General features: G+C 63.7%; 13 protein-coding genes. 9 read left to right on the forward strand and 4 right to left on the reverse strand.

The genetic code is table 11. The features are described from left to right. From INQ47_RS15855 to INQ47_RS15870, 4 genes are all read left to right on the forward strand, one after another. Window positions 1-267, forward strand: a complete 267-nt coding sequence (locus tag INQ47_RS15855) for a DUF2934 domain-containing protein (protein WP_103462310.1) — start codon at window positions 1-3, stop codon at window positions 265-267. Between the two features lie 136 nt (window positions 268-403). Continuing rightward, a complete protein-coding gene (gene glgX, locus INQ47_RS15860; RefSeq protein ID WP_404702074.1) occupies window positions 404-2,557 on the forward strand; it encodes a glycogen debranching protein GlgX in 2,154 nt (717 codons plus the stop codon). Window positions 2,558-2,678: 121 nt separating this feature from the next. Continuing rightward, window positions 2,679-3,473 carry an endonuclease/exonuclease/phosphatase family protein gene (locus INQ47_RS15865; protein WP_252458682.1) on the forward strand — a complete coding sequence of 265 codons (795 nt, stop codon included), beginning with the start codon at window positions 2,679-2,681 and terminating at the stop codon, window positions 3,471-3,473. 314 nt (window positions 3,474-3,787) lie between these two features. Beyond that, window positions 3,788-4,864, forward strand: a complete 1,077-nt coding sequence (locus INQ47_RS15870; RefSeq protein ID WP_252458681.1) for an autotransporter outer membrane beta-barrel domain-containing protein — start codon at window positions 3,788-3,790, stop codon at window positions 4,862-4,864. 214 nt (window positions 4,865-5,078) lie between these two features. On the opposite strand, the gene glgB is transcribed toward INQ47_RS15870, so the two are convergent. From glgB to INQ47_RS15885, 3 genes are all read right to left on the reverse strand, one after another. Then, window positions 5,079-7,289, reverse strand: coding sequence for a 1,4-alpha-glucan branching protein GlgB (gene glgB, locus INQ47_RS15875; protein ID WP_404702075.1), 2,211 nt, complete (start codon window positions 7,287-7,289; stop codon window positions 5,079-5,081). Then, window positions 7,286-10,606 carry a maltose alpha-D-glucosyltransferase gene (gene treS, locus INQ47_RS15880; RefSeq protein WP_404702076.1) on the reverse strand — a complete coding sequence of 1,107 codons (3,321 nt, stop codon included), beginning with the start codon at window positions 10,604-10,606 and terminating at the stop codon, window positions 7,286-7,288. Before treS ends, glgB begins: the two co-directional genes overlap by 4 nt. Before the next feature lie 165 nt (window positions 10,607-10,771). Further along, entirely contained in the window at window positions 10,772-12,790 is a 2,019-nt protein-coding gene (locus INQ47_RS15885) for an alpha-1,4-glucan--maltose-1-phosphate maltosyltransferase (protein ID WP_252458679.1), read from the reverse strand. Between the two features lie 139 nt (window positions 12,791-12,929). Here INQ47_RS15885 and INQ47_RS15890 point away from each other — a divergent pair, with 139 nt between their 5' ends. After that, window positions 12,930-13,091: a hypothetical protein gene (locus INQ47_RS15890; RefSeq protein ID WP_015271006.1), complete on the forward strand. Its 162-nt coding sequence runs from the start codon at window positions 12,930-12,932 to the stop codon at window positions 13,089-13,091. A 216-nt stretch (window positions 13,092-13,307) separates the two neighbouring features. Here INQ47_RS15890 and INQ47_RS15895 read toward each other — a convergent pair whose 3' ends face one another. Beyond that, entirely contained in the window at window positions 13,308-14,990 is a 1,683-nt protein-coding gene (locus INQ47_RS15895; RefSeq protein ID WP_404702077.1) for an AMP-binding protein, read from the reverse strand. A gap of 323 nt (window positions 14,991-15,313) precedes the next feature. Here INQ47_RS15895 and INQ47_RS15900 point away from each other — a divergent pair, with 323 nt between their 5' ends. The 4 genes from INQ47_RS15900 to INQ47_RS15915 are packed head-to-tail and all read left to right on the forward strand — an operon-like array spanning window position 15,314 to window position 20,872. Further along, window positions 15,314-16,477: an isovaleryl-CoA dehydrogenase gene (locus INQ47_RS15900; protein WP_003251317.1), complete on the forward strand. Its 1,164-nt coding sequence runs from the start codon at window positions 15,314-15,316 to the stop codon at window positions 16,475-16,477. A 19-nt stretch (window positions 16,478-16,496) separates the two neighbouring features. Then, entirely contained in the window at window positions 16,497-18,104 is a 1,608-nt protein-coding gene (locus INQ47_RS15905) for a carboxyl transferase domain-containing protein (RefSeq protein WP_404702078.1), read from the forward strand. A 3-nt stretch (window positions 18,105-18,107) separates the two neighbouring features. Beyond that, entirely contained in the window at window positions 18,108-18,923 is an 816-nt protein-coding gene (locus tag INQ47_RS15910) for a gamma-carboxygeranoyl-CoA hydratase (RefSeq protein ID WP_404702079.1), read from the forward strand. Beyond that, window positions 18,920-20,872: an acetyl/propionyl/methylcrotonyl-CoA carboxylase subunit alpha gene (locus INQ47_RS15915; RefSeq protein ID WP_404702080.1), complete on the forward strand. Its 1,953-nt coding sequence runs from the start codon at window positions 18,920-18,922 to the stop codon at window positions 20,870-20,872. The genes INQ47_RS15910 and INQ47_RS15915 overlap by 4 nt, the downstream gene beginning before the upstream one ends. Window positions 20,873-21,724 lie beyond the last annotated feature (852 nt).

The raw sequence follows: 21,724 nt of genomic DNA on the forward strand, positions 1-21,724 counted from the left end.
ATGATGAGTGTCGATGAGAAGCGTATTCGCGAATTTGCCTACCAGATCTGGGAATCCGAAGGTAAGCCCGTAGGGGAGGAAGAACGCCACTGGGAAATGGCCCGCAAGCTGGCCGAGGCCGAAGCGCTGGCGCCCAAGGCAGCTCCGCGCAAGAAAGCAGCAGCCAAGCCGAAGGCGCCTGCAGAACCCAAAGCGGCGGCCCTGCCGGGGGTCAAACCTGCTGCGGCGAAAAAGCCCCGGGCGGCGAAAAAGCCTACTGCCGGTTGAGCCTGTCCCGGCCTCTTCGCGGGTAAACCCGCTCCTACATGCACCTGTGATGGACCTGTAGGAGCGGGTTTACCCGCGAAGAGGCCAATGCAGAACAGCACAATTCCCCTTCCATCACGGCCACTCGAGGATCGTCATGAGCCCCCGCACCACAAAGAAAACCCGCTCGGTCGCACCATCTCGCATCCGCGAAGGCCTACCCTTCCCCCTCGGCGCCACCTGGGATGGCCTAGGGGTCAACTTCGCCCTGTTCTCGGCGAACGCCACCAAGGTCGAGCTGTGCCTGTTCGACTCCACAGGCGAGCAGGAAATCGAGCGCATCGAACTCCCCGAGTACACTGATGAGATCTACCACGGCTACCTCCCCGACGCTCACCCCGGCCTGGTCTATGGCTACCGGGTGTACGGCCCCTACGAGCCGGAAAACGGCCACCGCTTCAACCCCAACAAACTGCTGATCGACCCGTATGCCAAGCAACTGGTCGGTAGCCTGAAATGGTCCGAGGCCCTGTTCGGCTACACCATCGGCCACCCCGACGACGATCTGTCGTTCGACGAGCGCGACAGCGCGCCTTTCGTGCCCAAATGCAAGGTCATCGACCCTGCGTTCACCTGGGGCCGCGACCAGCGTGTGCAGATCCCGTGGGAGCGCACGATCATCTATGAAGCGCATGCCCGCGGCATCAGCATGCGCCACCCGGGTGTGCCTGAAGAACTGCGTGGCACCTTCGCCGGCCTGGCCAACGACGAGCTGCTCAAGCACATCAAGGACCTTGGCGTGTCGAGCATCGAGCTGCTGCCGATTCACGCCTTTGTCAACGACCAGCACCTGCTGGACAAGGGCCTGAACAACTACTGGGGCTACAACAGCATCGCCTTTTTCGCCCCGCACCCGCGCTACCTGGCCAGCGGCAAGATCGCCGAGTTCAAGGAGATGGTTGCGCACCTGCACGACGCCGGGCTGGAGGTGATCCTGGACGTGGTCTACAACCACACCGCCGAAGGCAACGAGCGCGGCCCGACCCTGTCGATGCGCGGTATCGACAATGCCTCGTACTACCGCCTGATGCCGGACGACAAGCGCTACTACATCAACGACTCGGGCACCGGCAACACCCTGGACCTGAGCCATCCCTGCGTGCTGCAGTTGGTCACCGATTCGCTTCGCTACTGGGCCGGCGAAATGCACGTGGACGGTTTTCGCTTCGACCTGGCGACCATCCTTGGCCGTTACCACGATGGCTACAGCGAGCGTCATGGCTTCCTTGTCGCCTGCCGTCAGGACCCGATGCTGAGCCAGGTCAAGCTGATTGCCGAACCGTGGGACTGCGGCCCCGGCGGCTACCAGGTGGGCAACTTCGCCCCGGGCTGGGCGGAATGGAACGACCGCTTTCGCGATACCGCACGCGCCTTCTGGAAAGGCGACGAAGGCCAGTTGGCCGATTTTGCCGCGCGCTTGACCGCCTCGGGCGACATGTTCAACAACCGCGGGCGCCGGCCCTATTCCTCGGTCAACTTCATCACCGCCCACGATGGTTTCACCCTGCGCGACCTGGTGTCCTACAACCACAAGCACAACGAAGACAACGACGAAAACAACCAGGACGGCACCGACAACAACCTGTCGTGGAACTGCGGCGTCGAAGGGCCGACCGACGACCCGGCGATCAATGCCCTGCGCATGCGCCAGATGCGCAACTACTTCGCCACCCTGCTGCTGGCCCAGGGCACGCCAATGATCGTTGCCGGCGACGAGTTCAGCCGCACCCAGCACGGCAACAACAACGCCTACTGCCAAGACAGCGAGATCGGTTGGGTGAACTGGGACCTGGACCAGGAAGGCGAAGAGCTGCTGGCCTTCGTCAAGCGTCTGACGCGTCTGCGCCTGGCCTACCCGGTGCTGCGCCGCTCACGCTTTCTGGTGGGGGACTACAATGAAGCAATTGGGGTCAAGGACGTGACCTGGCTGGCACCCGATGGCAGCGAGATGAGCGTTGAGCAATGGGAAGACCCGCACGGGCGCTGCCTGGGCATGCTGATAGATGGCCGCGCGCAGGTCAGCGGTATCGCCCGGCCAGGTGCCGAAGCCACCGTGCTGCTGATCGTCAATGCCCACCATGACATCGTGCCATTCAAGCTGCCGGCCGTGCCTGAAGGCGATTACTGGAGCTGCCTGGTCGATACCGACCGGCCGGAGTTGCGCAAGGGGCAGCACCTGCAGTTCGACAGTACCTTCGAGGTGAAGGGTCGGTCGATGCTGCTGATGGTGTTGCAGTACGACGAGGAGTGAACAGTGATAGCCCAGGAAGGTCCTACGTTGTAATCGCCACGCCAAACCCGGTGGGAACGGTGTACCGGCCCCCACAAGGTCTGGCGGCGACAGTGAGGCAGGGTTAACTTCAGGAGGAATTGTGAGCCTCGAAGCCGGCAGTAATGGTTTCGCCAGTGTCAGCCAGGCCCCGGCCGTGAAACGCCTGCGGGTACTGACGGTGAACACCCACAAGGGCTTCACCGCCTTCAACCGGCGCTTTATCTTGCCAGAGCTGCGCGAGGCCGTGCGCAGCACACAGGCCGACATTGTCTTCCTTCAGGAAGTGCTGGGTAGCCACGACCGCCACGCTGCGCGCTACCCCGGCTGGCCGCAGACCTCGCAGTACGAATTCCTCGCCGACAGCATGTGGAGCGACTTCGCCTATGGTCGCAACGCGGTCTACCCTGACGGCCACCACGGCAATGCGTTGCTGTCCAAATACCCGATCATCGAGCACCGCAACCTTGACGTGTCGATCACCGGCCCCGAACGCCGCGGCCTGCTGCACTGTGTGCTGGAGGTGCCGGGGCAAGGCCAGGTGCATGCGGTCTGCGTGCACCTGTCGTTGCTGGAAAGCCACCGGCAGAAGCAGCTGCAGTTGCTGCGTAAACTGCTGGACTCCCTGCCGGGCAACGCCCCGGTGATCATCGCCGGCGACTTCAACGACTGGAAAAGCCACGGCAACCGCACCCTTGGCCTGCAACGTGACTTGCACGAAGCCTTCGAGCGCCACCATGGCCACCTCGCCCGCACCTACCCTGCCCGCCTGCCACTGTTGCGCCTGGACCGCATCTACCTGCGTAACGCCGAAAGCCATGGGCCGAGGATTCTGGGGCACAAACCTTGGTCGCACCTGTCAGACCACCTGCCACTGGCCGTTGAAGTGCGGCTTTAGCAATCATTCTTCATAGCCACGGCACGGCAAATAGCGAACCCCGCTATACCCTGCATCTTAGTTCGAAAAAACAATGAGTTAATCGTTAAGACGCGCCTTGAACACTTCGTTCACGTTTTCTTGACGCAAGCGGTGACCTCTCCTTAGCTGAACAATACCAAGCTGTAAAAATCTTGCGCCGGGCCTCTAGCTCGCGCCTTCGTGCGCGTTTGCGCTAACTGGCGCGCTGGTTTGGGTCGCCCACTGTTTTTGCCGTACAGCTCGTGACAACAGGCCAGGTTCTCGGGCTGCACCACAAAAAAAGGAGATCCGCCATGAAAAGCACCTCGAACCCCTTGCGCTTCGACAGCATTTTCTACGCGGTTTCCACGTCGCTGCTTCTGGCAACCCCGGTGGAAACGATCGCGTACGAACTGCAGGGTGACCCCACCTCCCCCGGCTTTCTGCAGCAACCCGTGGCGATGCAACTGTCGCTCGACCCGGTCAGTGCCAGTGGGTTGAGTCTCGGCACCCTCAATACGTTTTCGCAGCAGATGAGCGAACGACACCGGCAGGCGGCACCCGACCTGATCGCCAGTCAGTGGGCGCAATTCTTCCCCACCAGTGCCCGCAGCCGCGCGCTGCCCCCGGCACAGTTGGAGGCGCCCAGCCAGCAACTGATGATCGGCCCGGACCTGTTCGTGCGTGAAACGGCCGCGGGCAATGTGCACCGGGCGGGGATATTCGTGGGGCACAACAACCTGCAAAGCAGCTTCAAGGGCACGCGCCCTCTGCTGGGCGACAAGCAGCGCAAAGCGGTGAACCTGAGCGGGGAAAGCCTGGGGGTGTACTGGAGCATGACCCATGAACAGGGCTGGCACCTGAATGCCGTGGCCATGGGTTCGCGGATCGACGTAATGGGCCGTGGCGAAAACGGCCAGCGCCTGGACGACAGTGGCCACGCAATGACCTTCTCGGTAGAGGGCGGGTACCCGATCCGCCTGAGTGGCAACTGGGTGATCGAGCCCCAGGCACAGTTGATCAACCAGCAGTTCTTCCCTGGCAACCAGGTACAGGAGGAGACCTTGCGGGCGTTCGACAGCCAGCCGAGCTGGAGCGGCCGGGTTGGCGCCAAGCTGTCCGGACGCTACGAAGTGCGCGGCATGCCGATCGAGCCCTATGTGCGGACCAACGTGTGGTATGACTTCAGCAATGCCGATGAGGTGAAGCTGGACCAGGTCGACAAGATTTCCAGCTCGCGCTATTCGACCACGGTGGAGTTGGGCTTGGGGCTGGTTGCGCGGGTGACGCCTTCGGTGGCTTTGTTCGTCAGCGCCGATTACAGCAATGATGTGGACGACAATGACCTGAACGGGCTGATCGGCAGCCTTGGGGTGCGGATGCGGTGGTAGGCAGGGCCGGCCCCTTCGCGGGTAAACCCGCTCCTACACACTGATCGGGGCCACACGCATCGGTGGCTCGGCACAGGCCGTTGTAGGAGCGGGTTCACCCGCGAAAGGGCCGGGCCTGCCGGCCAATTTCCAAAGGCCATTCACGGTTGCCGCCGCTACCGGATTCGCGGGTAAACCCGCTCCTACAGGCGAAAAGGCCAGTGCGGTCAACCGGTCAGGCGGGCTTCATGATCAACACCCCCAGCGGCGGCAGGTTCAGGGCCAGCGATAATGGCTGCCCGTGGCTGGCCACTGCTTCACTGGCCACCGCCCCCAGATTACCCACGTTCGACCCGGCATACAGCTCGGCATCACTGTTCAGCAGCTCCTGCCAACGCTCGCCGAACGGCACGCCAATGCGATAGCCCTCACGGGGTACCGGGGTGAAGTTGGCCACCACCAGCACCGGCTCGCCGCTGCTGCTCCAGCGCAGCCAGGCGTACACGCTGTTCTGCGCGTCGTCACCGATCAGCCACTGGAAGCCCTGCGGCTGGCAATCCTGCTCGTGCACCGCCGGCTCTTCGCGGTACAGGCGGTTGAGGTCGCCCACCAACCGCTGCACACCCTGGTGCTCGGGGTATTGCAGCAGGTACCAGTCCAGTTCGCTGTCGTGGTTCCACTCACGCCACTGGCCGAACTCGCAGCCCATGAACAGCAGCTTCTTGCCCGGGTGTGCCCACATGAAGGTGAGGTAGGCACGCAGGTTGGCGAACTTCTGCCAGCGGTCGCCGGGCATCTTGTCGATCAGCGAGTGCTTGCCGTGCACCACTTCATCATGGGAGATGGGCAGGATGAAGTGCTCGGAATAGGCATAGATCAGCCCGAAGCTCATCTCGTTGTGGTGGTAGGTGCGGTGCACCGGGTCGTTCTGGATGTAGTGCAGGGTGTCGTGCATCCAGCCCATGTTCCACTTGTAGGCAAAACCCAGGCCGCCCTGTTGGGTAGGCTGGCTGACCCCGGGCCAGGCGGTGGACTCTTCGGCGATGATCAACGCACCCGGGGCCTCATGGGCAGCCACGCCGTTAAGGTGGCGGATGAAGTCGATGGCTTCCAGGTTCTCGCGCCCGCCGTGGCGGTTGGGGACCCATTCGCCGGCCTTGCGCGAGTAGTCGCGGTACAGCATCGAGGCCACCGCATCGACGCGCAGGCCGTCGATGTGGAAGTGCTTAAGCCAGTGCAGCGCCGAGGCCATCATGAAGCCGCGTACTTCATTGCGGCCGAGGTTGTAGATCAGCGTGTTCCAGTCCTGGTGGTAACCTTCCAGTGGGTTGTCGTATTCATACAGCGCGGTGCCGTCAAAGCGAGCCAGACCGTGTTCATCGGTGGGGAAATGCGCCGGCACCCAGTCCAGCAGCACACCAATGCCTCCCTGGTGGCAGGCGTCGATGAACGCGGCGAAATCCTCAGCACTGCCGTAGCGCGAGGTGGGCGCGAACATCGACAGTGGTTGATAGCCCCAGGAGCCGCCGAACGGGTGCTCCATGATCGGCAGCAGCTCGATGTGGGTAAAGCCCAGTTCCTGCACATAGGGCACCAGCCGCTCGGCCAGTTCGCGCCAATTGTAGAAACGCCCGACTTCGCCCGCTTCGTCCAGCTCGCAGCGCCATGACCCTGGGTGCAGTTCGTAGATCGACAACGGCGCGTTGTAGGCATGGCGCTGGGCGCGTTGCGCCATCCAGTCATGGTCCTGCCAGGCGTGGCTGAGTTCACCGGCAACCTTGGACGCCGTGCTCGGCGGCAGCTCGGTGGCACGGGCCAGCGGGTCGGCCTTCAGCGGCAGTATGCCGTCCTTGCCGAGCACTTCGAACTTGTAGGTTTCGCCCACGCCCAGACGCGGAATGAACAGCTCCCACACCCCGGCGCTGTGGCGCAGGCGCATGGGGTGACGGCGGCCATCCCAGTTGTTGAAATCACCCACCACCGACACCCGCCGGGCATTCGGCGCCCAGACCGAGAAACACACGCCGTCGATGCCATCGACCTGAGTCGGCTGGGCACCGAAGCGCCCGGACAAATCGCGGTGATTGCCTTCAGCGAACAGGTGAAGGTCCATGTCACCCAGTTGCGGGCCGAAGCTGTAGGGGTCTTCGGTAACCTGTTCGCCACCGGCCCAGACGATATGAAGCTGGTAGGGCTGTGCCTCATCGAGGTGCGCGCTGAACAACCCGGGCAGGCTGCCCTGCTCCATTTCGGCAAGTACCCGCCCGTCATCCCGGGCCTGGACGCGCACTTTCAGGGCATTGGGCAAAAAGGCGCGGACCACCTGCCCACCTGCACCATCGCCGTGGGGGCCGAGTACCGCAAAGGGATCGGCGTGCTCGGCGCGGGCCAGGGCGTCGAGGTCCCGTTGCCGAAGGCCACCGTTTTCACGCGTTGTAACGTTCATTCTGACTCTCCCCAGGTACTGATCAGTCCATGCAGACCATGCAAAGGCACGGCCAGCCAGCTCGGACGGTTTTCGGCTTCGTATGTGATCTCGTAGGCGGCTTTTTCCAGGCAGAACAGCTCCAGTGCCGCGCGCTCGCCCTCGGCGTACTGCCAGGCGTGAGGCATGGCGGCGGTGGCCAGGCCATAGGCTTCGACAAAGGCATGCCGGGACTGGTGCAGGTACTGCCGGGCAACCCGCTGTCGGGCTTGCCGCGCCGGCTCGGAAAGGTCCACCGCAGACGCGCTGCGCAAGATCATCGCAGCAGCATAGTCGAAGGATCGCAGCACGCCGCTGACATCCTTGTAGGGGCTGTGTTTTGCCCGGCGCTCTTCAAGTGGCCGGGCAGGCTCGCCTTCAAAATCGATGAGGTAGGCATCACCCTGCACCACCAGCACCTGGCCCAGGTGCAGGTCGCCGTGCACACGCATCAGCAGGCCACCCTGGGCCTGCGCGGTCAGCTTGTCGATATGCTGGGCCAGGCCCTCGCGCTGTTGCTGCAGGTCGTCGACCAAGGCCTGGCTGTCGCTGTCCAGCGTGTCACGGTGCTGGGCCAGCAGGTCGAGGGCGTGGATCAGTTCGGTACTGATCTGTGCACGCCAGCGCTCGCTGTCCTGTGCATCGCTGGGGCGCGGCTGGAAGGCCGGGTCTTCGGTGGGTGCAGCCAGCAGCAGGTGCATCTCGCCCAGGCGCTGGCCAAGCAAGGCCGCAAAGCCGCTGAGCTCGGCCAATGCATCAGTGTGCGCTTCGCCGTCGTTGCGGGTAGGCTCCATCTGGTCGCGGATGGCCCGTTCAAGGGTGTTCTGGGTCCAGCCCCAGGCATCGCCCTGGTTACTCAGGTAACCCTGGGCAATCATCAGCAGGTGCGGCGCGTGTTGCTCGTCCACCCGGCTGACCCAGGCCAGCAGCGGCGAGATATTGGCAAAGCCGGCGGCGGTCAGGTAGGCGCTCATTTCCAGCTCTGGATGGATACCCGGGTTGACCCGGCGGATCAGTTTAAGCACCACGCGATCGCCGATGACCACCGAACTGTTGGACTGCTCGGCGCTGAGGTAGCGCACTTCGCTCTCCTCGTCGAGCGCCAGGCCGGCCAGCGGCTCTGTGCATTCGAAGCGCAATTCACCCTCAGCGTCGCCACACGGCAAGCGCAGCCCATCCTGGCAGGCTTGCATCACGGCGTGAATGAACGGCTCCAGGACGAAGGCGTCGGTGATCAAGCCAACCTGGTGGGTACGGCGCACCCGCGACAACGCCAGTTGCTGCGGCAGCGCGGTATGGATCTGTTCCTCACGCAGCAGGCCGAACGGCAGCTGGTAGCGGGTGGCGGTGCCGTCGCTGAGTACTTCGATTTCGCTGAGCAGCACCGGCGTGGTGGCGGTGCCGAACCGCACGCCGTAACACAGGCGCACGGCGTCGATCGGCCCTTCCTTGCCAGCGAACCAGCGGCGTTTGGGCAGGTACTGCGGCAGAATGGTGCTTTGCAGCGTATCGCTTGCGGGGGCTTGCAGCAGTTCTTCCATGCGCTTGCGCAGTACCAATGTGGTCAATTCGGGTAACCCCTCGGTGGCCTGAATGTGCCAGCTGGGCATCCGATCGCGGCTGGCCAGCAGGAACCAGTAGAAGGCATAAGGTGGCAATGTCAGCAGAAACGGCAGTTGGCCGATTGGCGGAAACGCGCTGCCGCCAAGCATCTCCACCGGTACTTTGTCGGCGTATTGTGACAATTCGAGTTCGGCAGCCTGGGCGGCGCGGGACACGTTCGCCACACAGAGAATGACTTCGGTATTGCCGTCGGCATCGGTGTATTCGCGGATATAGGCAAGGATGCGCCGGTTGCTGGGCGTGAGGGTGCGCAGGCTGCCGCGGCCAAAGGCCTTCTGCTGCTTGCGCACCGCCAGCATGCGCCGGGTCCAGTTCAGCAGCGAATGCGGATCGTGGCTTTGTGCCTCGACGTTGACGGTCTGGTAACCGTAGAGCGGGTCCATGATCGGCGGCAGCACCAGGCGCTGCGGGTCGGCGCGGGAAAAACCGCCGTTGCGGTCTGGCGACCACTGCATGGGTGTGCGAACGCCATCGCGGTCACCCAGATAGATATTGTCGCCCATGCCCAGTTCGTCGCCGTAATACAGGGTTGGCGTGCCGGGCATCGACAATAGCAGGCTGGTCAACAGCTCTATGCGCCGCCGGTCACGCTGCAGCAGGGGCGCCAGGCGCCGGCGAATGCCCAGGTTGATGCGCGCGCGGCGGTCTTCGGCATAGTAGTTCCACAGGTAGTCGCGCTCGCGGTCGGTGACCATTTCCAGGGTCAGTTCATCATGGTTGCGCAAAAAGATTGCCCACTGGCAGTTGGCCGGAATTTCCGGGGTCTGGCGCAGGATGTCGGTGATCGGGAAGCGGTCTTCCATGGCCAGGGCCATGTACATGCGCGGCATCAACGGAAAGTGGAAAGCCATATGGCATTCGTCGCCGTCGCCTTCACCGAAGTACGGGCGCGTGTCTTCCGGCCACTGGTTGGCTTCGGCCAGCAGCATGCGATCGGGGTAGTTGGCGTCGATCTCGGCGCGGATCGCCTTGAGCACGTCGTGGGTTTCGGCGAGGTTTTCGTTGTTGGTGCCGTCGCGTTCGATCAGGTAAGGGATCGCGTCCAGCCGCAGGCCATCTACACCCAGGTCGAGCCAGAAGCGCATGACGCCGATCACCGCCTTGAGCACCTGCGGGTTGTCGAAATTGAGGTCCGGCTGGTGGGAATAGAACCGGTGCCAGAAGTACTGGCCGGCGACCGGGTCCCAGGTCCAGTTGGACTTCTCGGTGTCGAGGAAGATGATGCGCGTGCCGTCGTACTTCTGGTCGTCGTCCGACCACACGTAGAACTCGCGCGCCTTGCTGCCGCGCTTGGCGTGGCGGGCACGCTGGAACCACGGGTGCTGGTCGCTGGTGTGGTTGATGACCAGCTCAGTGATCACCCGCAGGCCGCGCTTGTGGGCCTCGGCGATGAAACGGCGGGCGTCGGCCATGCTGCCGTAGTCGGGGTGCACGCCCTTGTATTCGGCGATGTCGTAGCCGTCGTCACGGCGTGGCGAGGGATAGAACGGCAGCAGCCACAGGGTGTTGACGCCCAGTTCGGCGATGTAGTCGAGCTTGCTGATCAGGCCGGCGAAGTCGCCGATGCCGTCATTGTTCGAGTCGAAGAACGACTTGATGTGCAGCTGGTAGATGACGGCGTCCTTGTACCACAGCGGGTCGTCGATGAAGGCTGCCGGGCGGGAACGCTTGGCCATGTGCGACTCCTTTCAATTGCATGCACAGACATCCGAGCTTGCTCGATCCCCCGTAGGAGCGGGTTTACCCGCGAAGATGACACCGCGGTGCCGAGGTGCATGGCACCGCCTTCGCCGGTGTTCGCGGGTAAACCCGCTCCTACGGGGGGCACAGTCTGAGCCTTGTTAACGGGCTTTCTCGATGCGCCAGATGCCGAACGGCAGGTGCCAGGGCTCTATGCGCATCCATTGGGTCTTGCCGTACCACGACCAGCGGTGGCCGTTCATCAGGTCTTCACCCTGGGTTTCGGCATTGTCGTCCAGCCCCAACTCCCACAGTGGCAACTCAAAGTGCGCCTCCTGGGCGTTGTGAGGGTCGAGGCTGATGGCCACCAGGATGTAGTTGTCACGCTCAGGCGTACGCTTGGCGAAATACAGAATGTTGTCGTTCCAGCAATTGAAGAAGGCCACGCCCAGGTGGGTTTGCAAGGCGCGGTTCTGCCGGCGGATGCGGTTGAGCTGGGCGATCTCGGCAACGATGTTGCCGGGCTGGGTAAAATCGCGTGGGCGGATTTCGTACTTCTCCGAATCCAGGTACTCCTCCTTGCCCGGCAACGGCGTGCCCTCGCACAGCTCGAAGCCCGAATACATGCCCCACAAGCCTGAGCCCATGGTCGCGAGCGCCGCACGGATAAGGAACCCTGCGCGGCCTGAGGTGTGCAGGAAAAACGGGTTGATATCCGGTGTATTGACGAAGAAGTTGGGCCGGTAGCACTGGCTCCACGGCGGCTGGTTGAGCTGCTCGAAATATTCGCGCAGCTCCTGCTTGTGGTTGCGCCAGGTGAAATAGGTATAGCTCTGTGCGTAACCGACCTTGCCCAGGCGCGCCATCATCGCCGGCTTGGTAAAGGCTTCGGCGAGGAAGATGACGTCGGGGTGCTGGCTACGCACATTGCCGATCAGCCATTGCCAGAACGGCAACGGCTTGGTGTGCGGGTTGTCGACGCGGAAGGTCTTCACGCCCTCCTCGACCCAGCCGACCACCACGTCGCGCAGGGCCAGCCACAGCGAGGGCACGGCCTCTGGCGCATAGAAATCGACGTTGACGATGTCCTGGTACTTTTTCGGCGGGTTTTCGGCGTAGCGGATAGTGCCGTCCGGGCGCCAGCTGAACCAGCCCGGGTGCTCTTTGAGCCAAGGGTGGTCCTGGGAGCACTGGATGGCGAAATCGAGGGCGATTTCCAGGCCGTGTTCCGCCGCCGCCGCCACCAGACGGCGGAAGTCGTCGCGGCTGCCCAGTTGCGGGTGAATGGCCTCGTGGCCGCCTTCCGGGCTACCGATGGCATAAGGGCTGCCCGGGTCGCCCGGCTCGGCCTTGAGGGCGTTGTTGCGGCCCTTGCGATGCTGCATGCCGATGGGGTGGATGGGCGGGAAGTACAGTACGTCGAAGCCCATGTCGCGGATCATCGGCAGCCGTTCGTGCACGTCGTTGAAGGTGCCGTGACGCTGCGGGTCGTCGGTAATCGAGCGCGGGAACAGCTCGTACCAGCTGGCGAACAGTGCGGCCGGGCGGTCGACATCAAGGGGGAAATCAGGGCTGCGGGTCAGGTAGCTGCGGTGTTCGGCCTCGCCCATCAGGCGGGCGGTGGTCGGGTCGAGAAACAAGGCCACCTGGTCATCGGTGCTGAGCGTGGGCAGGCGCTGCTGCAAGGCCTCTAGCGCCTCGCGCAGGGCACCGCTGCACAGCTCGATGCCTGTGCCCAACATCAAACGGCCTTCCTCCAATTCCAGTTTTACCTCGACGCCGGCGTGGTACTTCTTCTCCAGGTCATGGCAATAGGTGGCAAACGGGTCGATCCAGGCCTCGATACTGAACCGGTGCGGGCCCAGCTCGGTGGGGGTGAATTCGGCCTGCCACAGGTCGTTGCCCGCCGACTGCATCGGCACGCAATGCCAGCGCCGGCTGTGCGCCTGGCGCCAGTTGAGCATCACCGCCAGGCGGTCGTGGCCGTCGCTGTAGGCCTTGGTGCTGACTGCCACTGGCTGGCCGCTGACGGCCTTGGCGGCGAAGCTGCCGGCGTCGAGCACGGGTTGGGTGTCTTCGATCACGATACGCGGCGCCAGCAGCGCCTGGGACAGGCTGATGGCCTGGTCCGGGTGATCGTTCGCCATGGGCACGCTTTCAAAGGGCTCGTTTCGTGACATCGACCTTGCTCCCTCAGGCTGGTGGCGGTAAGGGTTCAGAGCCGGGCACAGGCGGGGGGTTCAAAATAATTGAGCGAACGGCAGCTGCCAGCGGTCAGAGCCTACAGCACCTCTTCACCCACCCACGCGAGGTCAGGCCATGAACATTCCCATTCCACCGGAGACACCCGATCCCAATATCGACGACCCGAGCTTGCCGCCACCCGTACCGGAAGAAGAGCCGGACGAGCTGCCGATCAAGCCGACCGTGCCGCCGACAGTGGGCGACCCGCCGAGCCAGGAGCCACCGGTGAAGGCTTAAGGGTAGACCACGGCACCGGCATGAACAGCTGATCTCCGCTGCTCCATTGAAAGGTTGAGGATGACCGGGTGCTTGGCAAGGTGAAGATCTTGCATTGATCGGGCCGGCCTCTTCGCGGGTAAACCCGCTCCTACCGGCGACCGTGCCGGCCTTGAATGCGGCGCTGTCCCTGGTAGGAGCGGGTTTACCCGCGAAGAGGCCGGCCGCGCCCGCACATCAACCCGCAGATGCAGCCGCAATCTCCGCCACACTGATCTCGCGCATGCGGAACTTCTGCACCTTGCCGGTCACGGTCATCGGGTACTCGTCGACAAAGCGGATATACCGCGGCACCTTGAAGTGTGCGATGCGTGCCTTGCACCAGCCCTGCAGCTCCTCGACCGTGGCGCTATGCCCCGGGTGTAGCTTGATCCAGGCGACGATCTCTTCGCCATAGCGGCTACACGGAATGCCGATCACCTGCGCATCGGCCACCGCCGGGTGGGTGTAGAAAAACTCTTCCAGCTCACGCGGGTAAATGTTCTCGCCGCCGCGAATGATCATGTCCTTGTTGCGCCCGACGATGCGCACATAGCCCTGCTCGTCCATCACCGCCAGGTCACCCGAATGCATCCACCCGGCCGGGTCGATGGCATCCGCCGTGGCCTGGGGGTTGTCCCAGTAGCCAAGCATCACGCTGTAGCCACGGGTGCACAGTTCGCCAATCTCGCCGCGCGCGACGATGCAGCCGTCCGCGTCCACCAGTTTGTTTTCCAACTGCGGCTGGGTGCGGCCGACAGTGGTCACGCGCAGCTCCAGGTCGTCGTCCGGGCCGGTCTGCAGCGACACCGGGCTGGTTTCGGTCATGCCGTAGGCGATCTGCACTTGTGCCATGTGCATCTGGTCGATGACCCGGCGCATCACCTCGATCGGGCAGGTGGCACCGGCCATGATGCCGCTGCGCAGGGTCGACAGGTCCATGTGGGCGCGCGATGGGTGATCGAGCATGGCGATGAACATGGTCGGCACGCCATAGAGGATGCTGGCGCGCTCTTCGGCCACGGCGCGCAAGGTAAGTTCGGCGTCGAAAGCATCGTTGGGGTAGATCATGGTGCTGCCGTGGGTGATGCAGCCAAGGTTGGCCATGACCATGCCGAAGCAATGATACAGCGGCACCGGAATCACCATACGGTCGCAGGCCGTCAGGCCCAGGCTTTCACCCACCATGAAACCGTTGTTGAGGATGTTGTAGTGACTGAGCGTGGCACCTTTGGGCGCACCGGTGGTGCCGGAGGTGTACTGGATGTTCACCGGCTGGTCGAATTGCAGGCTTTGCTGACGGGCTGTGCAGGCCTCGACAGACGTCTGCCCTGCCCGCTCGGCCAAGGCGTGCCAGGGCAGGAAGCCGGCAGGCGGGTTGGCGGCCAGACTGATGACACCACGCAACTCGGGCAGGCATTCACTGGCCAGCTCACCAGGCCGGGCGCTGGCCAGTTCAGGCACCAGCTCCTGCAGCATGGCGTGGTAATCAGACGTCTTGAAGGCTTCAGCGCAGACCAGCCAGCGGCAGCCTGACTGGCGCAACACGTATTCCAGTTCACCCACACGGTAGGCCGGGTTGATGTTGACCAGGATGGCGCCGACCTTGGCACTGGCCAGCTGCAAGATGCACCACTGGGCGCAGTTGGGCGACCAAATGCCAACACGGTCGCCGGTGTTCACGCCCAGTGCGATCAGCGCGCGGGCGTGTATTTCGACCTGTTCGGCCAACTGCCGCCAGCTGTAACGCAGGCCCTGGTGGCGGGACACCAAGGCCTCGCTGTCGGAACAGCGGGCTACGGTGGCATCGAAGGCCTGGCCGATGGTCTGGGTCAGCAAGGGTCGGTCCTGGCGGCCGCGGGTATAGCTCGGTTGACTCATGGGTGTCCCTTCTTGTGGTTGTTCTGGGCACGACTGAAGCAAGCGGGAATACTCTGGCGCAGATTTACGTTTACGTAAAGGTGACGATCGGATTGACAGTGCCTGCTTGCAGGTTTACGTTAACGTAAAGGTGATGAACGATACCGGGATCTCCGGCATGACGCAGACCCTTGTAGGAGCGGGCTTGCCCGCGAATGCGATCACCCAGGCAATGACGGTGGTCCTGCTGACGCATTCGCGGGCAAGCCCGCTCCTACAGGGGTCAGCGGTTAGCCTTTGAGCTACGGTTTACCCAATTTTCAAGAACAAGAAGGTGCCCCAGCATGCATTACCCCTCCCTGAACTTCGCCCTGGGCGAAACCATCGACATGCTCCGTGACCAGGTGCGCACCTTCGTCGCCGCCGAACTGGCCCCGCGCGCCGCGCAGATCGACCACGACAACCTGTTCCCCGCCGACATGTGGCGCAAGTTTGGTGACATGGGCCTGCTGGGCATCACCGTACCGGAAGAGTACGGCGGCGCTGGCCTGGGCTACCTGGCCCATGTGGTGTCGATGGAAGAAATCAGCCGTGGCTCCGCCTCGGTGGCGCTGTCCTACGGCGCCCATTCCAACCTGTGCGTCAACCAGATCAACCGCAACGGCACACACGAGCAGAAGCTCAAGTACCTGCCCAAACTGATCAGCGGCGAACACATCGGCGCCTTGGCCATGAGCGAGCCCAATGCCGGCTCCGACGTGGTGTCGATGAAGCTGCGCGCAGAAAAACGCGGCGATCACTACGTGCTCAACGGCAGCAAGACCTGGATCACCAACGGTCCCGACGCCAACACCTACGTGATTTACGCCAAGACCGACCTGGACAAGGGTGCGCACGGCATCACCGCGTTCATCGTCGAGCGTGACTGGAAGGGCTTCAGCCGCAGCAACAAGTTCGACAAGCTGGGCATGCGCGGGTCCAACACCTGCGAGTTGTTCTTCGATGGCGTGGAAGTACCGGCAGAGAACATTCTGGGCCAGCTCAACGGCGGCGTGCGCGTCCTTATGAGCGGCCTGGACTACGAACGTGTGGTGCTGTCCGGCGGCCCGACCGGCATCATGCAAAGCTGCATGGACCTGGTGGTGCCGTATATCCATGACCGCAAGCAATTCGGCCAGAGCATCGGCGAGTTCCAACTGATCCAGGGCAAGATTGCCGACATGTACACCCAGCTCAATGCCAGCCGCGCCTACCTGTACGCCGTGGCCCAGGCCTGCGACCGTGGCGAGACCACCCGCAAGGACGCTGCCGGCGTGATCCTGTACACCGCCGAGCGTGCTACGCAAATGGCCCTGGAGGCGATCCAGATTCTTGGTGGCAACGGCTATATCAACGAATTCCCGGCTGGCCGCCTGTTGCGCGACGCCAAGCTGTACGAGATCGGTGCCGGCACCAGCGAAATCCGCCGGATGCTGATTGGCCGCGAACTGTTCAACGAAACCCGCTGAACATAAGGGACGGGCGCACATGGCTACCTTGCACACCCAGATCAACCCGCGTTCGGCAGAATTTGCCGTCAACAGCGCGGCCATGCTCGAACAGGTCCAGGCCCTGCGCGGCCTGCTCGCCCAGGTTGCCCTGGGCGGCGGGCCCAAGGCTCAGGAACGTCATACCTCACGTGGCAAGCTGCTGCCGCGCGAGCGTATCGACCGCCTGCTGGACCCAGGCTCGCCGTTCCTCGAGATCGGCCAGTTGGCCGCCCATGAGGTATACGGCGAGGACGTGCCGGCTGCGGGCGTGATTGCCGGCATCGGCCGTGTCGAGGGCGTCGAATGCATGATCGTGGCCAACGACGCCACGGTAAAAGGCGGCTCGTACTACCCGCTGACGGTCAAGAAGCACCTGCGTGCGCAAACCATCGCCCAGCAGAACCGCTTGCCATGCATTTACCTGGTGGATTCGGGCGGCGCCAACCTGCCGCGCCAGGACGAAGTGTTCCCCGACCGCGAGCACTTCGGGCGCATTTTCTTCAACCAGGCCAACATGAGCGCGCAAGGCATCCCGCAGATCGCCGTGGTGATGGGCTCGTGCACCGCTGGCGGCGCGTACGTGCCGGCCATGGCCGACGAAGCGATCATGGTCCGCCAGCAGGCGACCATCTTCCTCGCCGGGCCGCCGCTGGTAAAAGCCGCCACCGGTGAAGTGGTCAGCGCCGAAGACCTCGGCGGCGCCGATGTGCACTGCCGCACCAGTGGCGTCGCCGACCATTATGCCGACAACGACGAACACGCCCTGGCCATCGCGCGACGCAGTGTGGCCAACCTCAATTGGCACAAGCTCGGCAAGCTGCAGCGGCTGGTCCCAGTGGCGCCGCTGTATGCCGCCGACGAGCTGTACGGCGTGGTGCCGGCCGATGCCAAGCAACCATTCGACGTGCGCGAAGTGATCGCCCGCCTGGTCGATGGCTCGGTGTTCGATGAATTCAAGGCGCTGTTCGGTACCACCCTGGTGTGCGGCTTCGCCCATCTGCACGGCTACCCGGTGGCGATCTTGGCCAACAACGGCATCCTGTTCGCCGAGGCCGCGCAAAAAGGTGCGCATTTCATCGAACTGGCCTGCCAGCGCGGCATCCCGCTGCTGTTCCTGCAGAACATCACCGGCTTCATGGTGGGCAAGAAGTACGAAGAAGGCGGCATCGCCAAGCACGGCGCCAAACTGGTCACCGCTGTGGCCTGCGCCCAGGTGCCGAAGTTCACGGTGATCATCGGCGGCAGCTTTGGTGCCGGCAACTACGGCATGTGCGGCCGCGCCTACGACCCGCGCTTCCTGTGGATGTGGCCCAACGCGCGGATTGGCGTAATGGGCGCCGAACAGGCCGCCGGCGTGCTGGCCCAGGTCAAGCGTGAGCAAAGCGAACGCAGCGGCCAGCCATTCAGTGCCGAGGATGAGGCCAGGCTCAAGCAACCGATCCTCGACCAGTACGAGCATCAGGGCCACCCCTATTATTCCAGCGCCCGCCTGTGGGACGACGGTGTCATCGACCCGGCACAGACCCGCGACGTCCTCGGCCTGGCGTTGTCTGCCGCGCTGAACGCGCCGATCGAACAGAGCCGCTTCGGCATTTTCCGGATGTGACCCATGAGCGATTTCAGCACCCTCGAAGTGATCCGCGACCCGCGCGGCTTCGCCACCCTGTGGCTAAGCCGCGAGGACAAGAACAACGCCTTCAACGCGCAGATGATCCGCGAGCTGATCGTGGCCATCGACCAGTTGGCCGAAGACACCACCCTGCGCTTCGTGCTGCTGCGCGGCCGTGGCCGGCACTTCAGCGCCGGTGCCGACCTGGCCTGGATGCAGCAGTCGGCGCAACTGGACTTCAACACCAACCTGGATGATGCCCACGAACTGGGCGAGCTGATGTACGCCCTGCACCGCCTCAAGGCCCCGACCCTGGCCGTGGTTCAAGGCGCAGCCTTCGGTGGCGCGCTGGGCCTGATCAGCTGCTGCGACATGGCTATCGGCGCCGAAGACGCCCAGCTGTGCCTGTCGGAAGTACGCATCGGCCTGGCCCCGGCGGTCATCAGCCCGTTCGTGGTCAAGGCCATTGGCGAGCGAGCCGCGCGCCGCTACGCCCTCACCGCCGAGCGCTTCAGCGGCGTACGGGGCCGCGAACTGGGCCTGCTGGCCGAGGTATACCCGGCCAGCGAACTGGACGACCACGTCGAAGCCTGGGTAGGCAACCTGCTGCAGAACAGCCCACAAGCATTGCGCGCCACCAAGGACTTGCTGCGCGAAGTGGACGACGGCGAACTCAGCCCGGCCCTGCGCCGTTACTGCGAAAACACCATCGCCCGCATCCGCGTCAGCGCCGAAGGCCAGGAGGGGTTGCGTGCTTTCCTGGAAAAACGCCGCCCTGCCTGGCAAACCGTTGAAAAGAAGGAGCCGCGCCCATGAGCCGCCCCGCTTTGACCACCCTGCTGGTCGCCAACCGCGGCGAAATCGCCTGCCGGGTAATGCGCACCGCCAAGGCCATGGGCCTGACCACTGTTGCCGTGCACAGCGCCACCGACCGTGACGCCCGTCATAGCCGCGAAGCCGACATCCGCGTCGACCTGGGCGGCAGCAAGGCTGCCGAAAGCTACCTGCAGGTCGACAAGCTGCTGGCCGCCGCCAAGGCCAGCGGCGCCCAGGCTATCCATCCAGGTTATGGCTTTCTGTCCGAGAACGCAGGTTTCGCCCGCGCCATCGAGCAGGCCGGGCTGATATTCCTTGGCCCACCGGCCAGCGCCATCGACGCCATGGGCAGCAAATCGGCAGCCAAGGCACTGATGGAAGCGGCCGGCGTGCCGTTGGTGCCGGGCTACCACGGCGAGGCTCAGGACCTGGACACCTTCCGCGCCGCGGCCGAACGCATCGGCTACCCGGTGCTGCTCAAGGCCAGCGCTGGCGGCGGTGGCAAGGGCATGAAAGTGGTCGAGGAAGAAAGCCAACTGGCCGACGCCCTGGCCTCGGCCCAGCGTGAGGCACAGTCGTCGTTCGGCGATGCGCGCATGCTGGTGGAAAAGTACGTGCTCAAGCCGCGTCATGTCGAAATCCAGGTGTTTGCCGACCAGCACGGCAACTGCCTGTACCTTAATGAACGCGACTGTTCCATTCAGCGCCGCCATCAGAAGGTGGTGGAAGAGGCCCCTGCCCCCGGCCTGTCGCCCGAACTGCGCCAGGCCATGGGCGAAGCGGCGGTGCGTGCCGCCCAGGCTATCGGTTACGTGGGTGCTGGCACCGTGGAGTTTCTGCTTGATGCACGTGGCGAGTTCTTCTTCATGGAGATGAACACCCGCCTGCAGGTGGAACACCCGGTCACCGAGGCCATTACCGGCCTGGACCTTGTTGCCTGGCAAATTCGCGTGGCCTGTGGCGAAGCCCTGCCGATCACACAGGAACAGGTGCCGCTGATCGGCCATGCCATCGAAGTGCGCCTGTATGCCGAAGACCCGGCCAACGATTTTTTACCCGCGACCGGCAAATTGGCGCTGTACCGTGAATCGGCGCCTGGCGAAGGCCGCCGGGTGGACAGCGGGGTTAGCGAAGGCGATGTGGTGTCGCCGTTCTACGACCCGATGCTGGGCAAGCTGATTGCCTGGGGTGAAAACCGCGAACAGGCACGCCTGCGCTTGCTGACCATGCTCGACGAGTTTGCCATTGGTGGGCTGAAGACCAACATTGCCTTCCTGCGCCGCATTCTCGCGCACCCTGCGTTCGCGGCGGCAGAGCTGGACACCGGCTTCATTCCCCGCCACCAGGATGTGCTGCTACCGGCGCCACGTGCGCTGCCTGCTGGCTTTTGGGAGGCGGCAGCCGAAGCCTGGCTGCAGGGCCAGGCGGGGCATCAGCGCGATGACGACCGCCATTCGCCTTGGAGCGGGCGTAACGGCCTGCGCTTGGGCCTGCCGGCACGCAGCAGCTTGCATCTGGTAAGCGCCGGACAAGATCAGGCAGTGGCCCTGGAACGCAGCGCTGCTTCTACCTGGCAGCTGCAAGGTGAGCAGTTGGTGCATGACCAGAACGGCGTGCGTCGCCAGCATCTGGCAACCCGTCGGGGTGGCACGCTGTACCTGCACTGGGATGGCGAAATGCATGCTATCGAAGCCTTCGACCCAATTGCCGAGGCCGAAGCCAGCCACAGCCATCAGGGTGGGCTGGGTGCGCCCATGAACGGCAGTATCGTGCGGGTGCTGGTCGAACCTGGGCAGGTGGTGGAAGCCGGTACTGCGCTGGTGGTACTGGAGGCCATGAAGATGGAGCACAGCATTCGTGCGCCGCATGCCGGCACGGTGAAGGCGCTGTTCTGCCTGGAGGGGGACATGGTCAGCGAAGGGACTGTGCTGGTCGAACTGGTGGAATAACGGTGCCGGAGGGCCGCTTTGCGGCCCTAACGCAACACAAGGCCACCCCTGCAAAAGCCCGTAGGAGCGTGTTTACCCGCGAAAGGGCCGGCCCTGCTGGCCAATTTCCACCAACCGTTCACCGTTGCCGCCGCTACCGTATTCGCGGGTAAACCCGCTCCTACACCTATCGGGGGTGGACACACATTGGTGATTGGGCGTAGGCCGCGTGTAGGAGCGGGTTCACCCGCGAAAGGGCCGGCCCTGCTGGCCAACTTCCACCCGCCGTTCACCGTTGCCGCCGCTACCGTATTCGCGGGTAAACCCGCTCCTACACAGATTGGTGGTGGACACACACCGGAGGTCGGACACAGGCCGTCGTAGGAGCGGGTTTACCCGCGAAAGGGCCGGCCCTGCTGGCCAATTTCCACCAACCGTTCACCGCTGCCGCCGCTACCGTATTCGCGGGTAAACCCGCTCCTACACCTATCGGGGGTGGACACACATCGGTGATTGGGCACAGGCCGTCGTAGGAGCGGGTTTACCCGCGAAAGGGCCGGGCCTGCTGGCCAATCTGCACCCGCCGTTCACCGCTGCCGCCGCTACCGTATTCGCGGGTAAACCCGCTCCTACACAGATTGGTGGTGGACACACACCGGAGGTCGGACACAGGCCGTCGTAGGAGCGGGTTTACCCGCGAAGGGGCCGGCCCTGCTGGCCAATTTCCACCAACCGTTCACCGCTGCCGCCGCTACCGTATTCGCGGGTAAACCCGCTCCTATGTATGGACTCGCCCACACTGTCTAGCTGCTTTTTTGAACATAGGAACCCGGTTGCATCTATGTATCAGGCCTGTTCGAGGAAGCTTTTTGC

This window comes from Pseudomonas sp. 3HC3, from assembly GCF_044904505.1.
GTDB classification, from domain to species: Bacteria; Pseudomonadota; Gammaproteobacteria; order Pseudomonadales; family Pseudomonadaceae; genus Aquipseudomonas; species Aquipseudomonas putida_Y.

What these genes read in the sequence shown, in the direction of transcription:
- INQ47_RS15855 (WP_103462310.1), top strand. Translation starts at nt 1, where the DNA reads ATGATGAGTGTCGATGAGAAGCGTATTCGCGAATTTGCCTACCAGATC.
- glgX (WP_404702074.1), top strand. Translation starts at nt 404, where the DNA reads ATGAGCCCCCGCACCACAAAGAAAACCCGCTCGGTCGCACCATCTCGC.
- INQ47_RS15870 (WP_252458681.1), top strand. Translation starts at nt 3,788, where the DNA reads ATGAAAAGCACCTCGAACCCCTTGCGCTTCGACAGCATTTTCTACGCG.
- glgB (WP_404702075.1), bottom strand. Translation starts at nt 7,289, where the DNA reads ATGAACGTTACAACGCGTGAAAACGGTGGCCTTCGGCAACGGGACCTC.
- treS (WP_404702076.1), bottom strand. Translation starts at nt 10,606, where the DNA reads ATGGCCAAGCGTTCCCGCCCGGCAGCCTTCATCGACGACCCGCTGTGG.
- INQ47_RS15885 (WP_252458679.1), bottom strand. Translation starts at nt 12,790, where the DNA reads ATGTCACGAAACGAGCCCTTTGAAAGCGTGCCCATGGCGAACGATCAC.
- INQ47_RS15890 (WP_015271006.1), top strand. Translation starts at nt 12,930, where the DNA reads ATGAACATTCCCATTCCACCGGAGACACCCGATCCCAATATCGACGAC.
- INQ47_RS15895 (WP_404702077.1), bottom strand. Translation starts at nt 14,990, where the DNA reads ATGAGTCAACCGAGCTATACCCGCGGCCGCCAGGACCGACCCTTGCTG.
- INQ47_RS15900 (WP_003251317.1), top strand. Translation starts at nt 15,314, where the DNA reads ATGCATTACCCCTCCCTGAACTTCGCCCTGGGCGAAACCATCGACATG.
- INQ47_RS15905 (WP_404702078.1), top strand. Translation starts at nt 16,497, where the DNA reads ATGGCTACCTTGCACACCCAGATCAACCCGCGTTCGGCAGAATTTGCC.
- INQ47_RS15910 (WP_404702079.1), top strand. Translation starts at nt 18,108, where the DNA reads ATGAGCGATTTCAGCACCCTCGAAGTGATCCGCGACCCGCGCGGCTTC.
- INQ47_RS15915 (WP_404702080.1), top strand. Translation starts at nt 18,920, where the DNA reads ATGAGCCGCCCCGCTTTGACCACCCTGCTGGTCGCCAACCGCGGCGAA.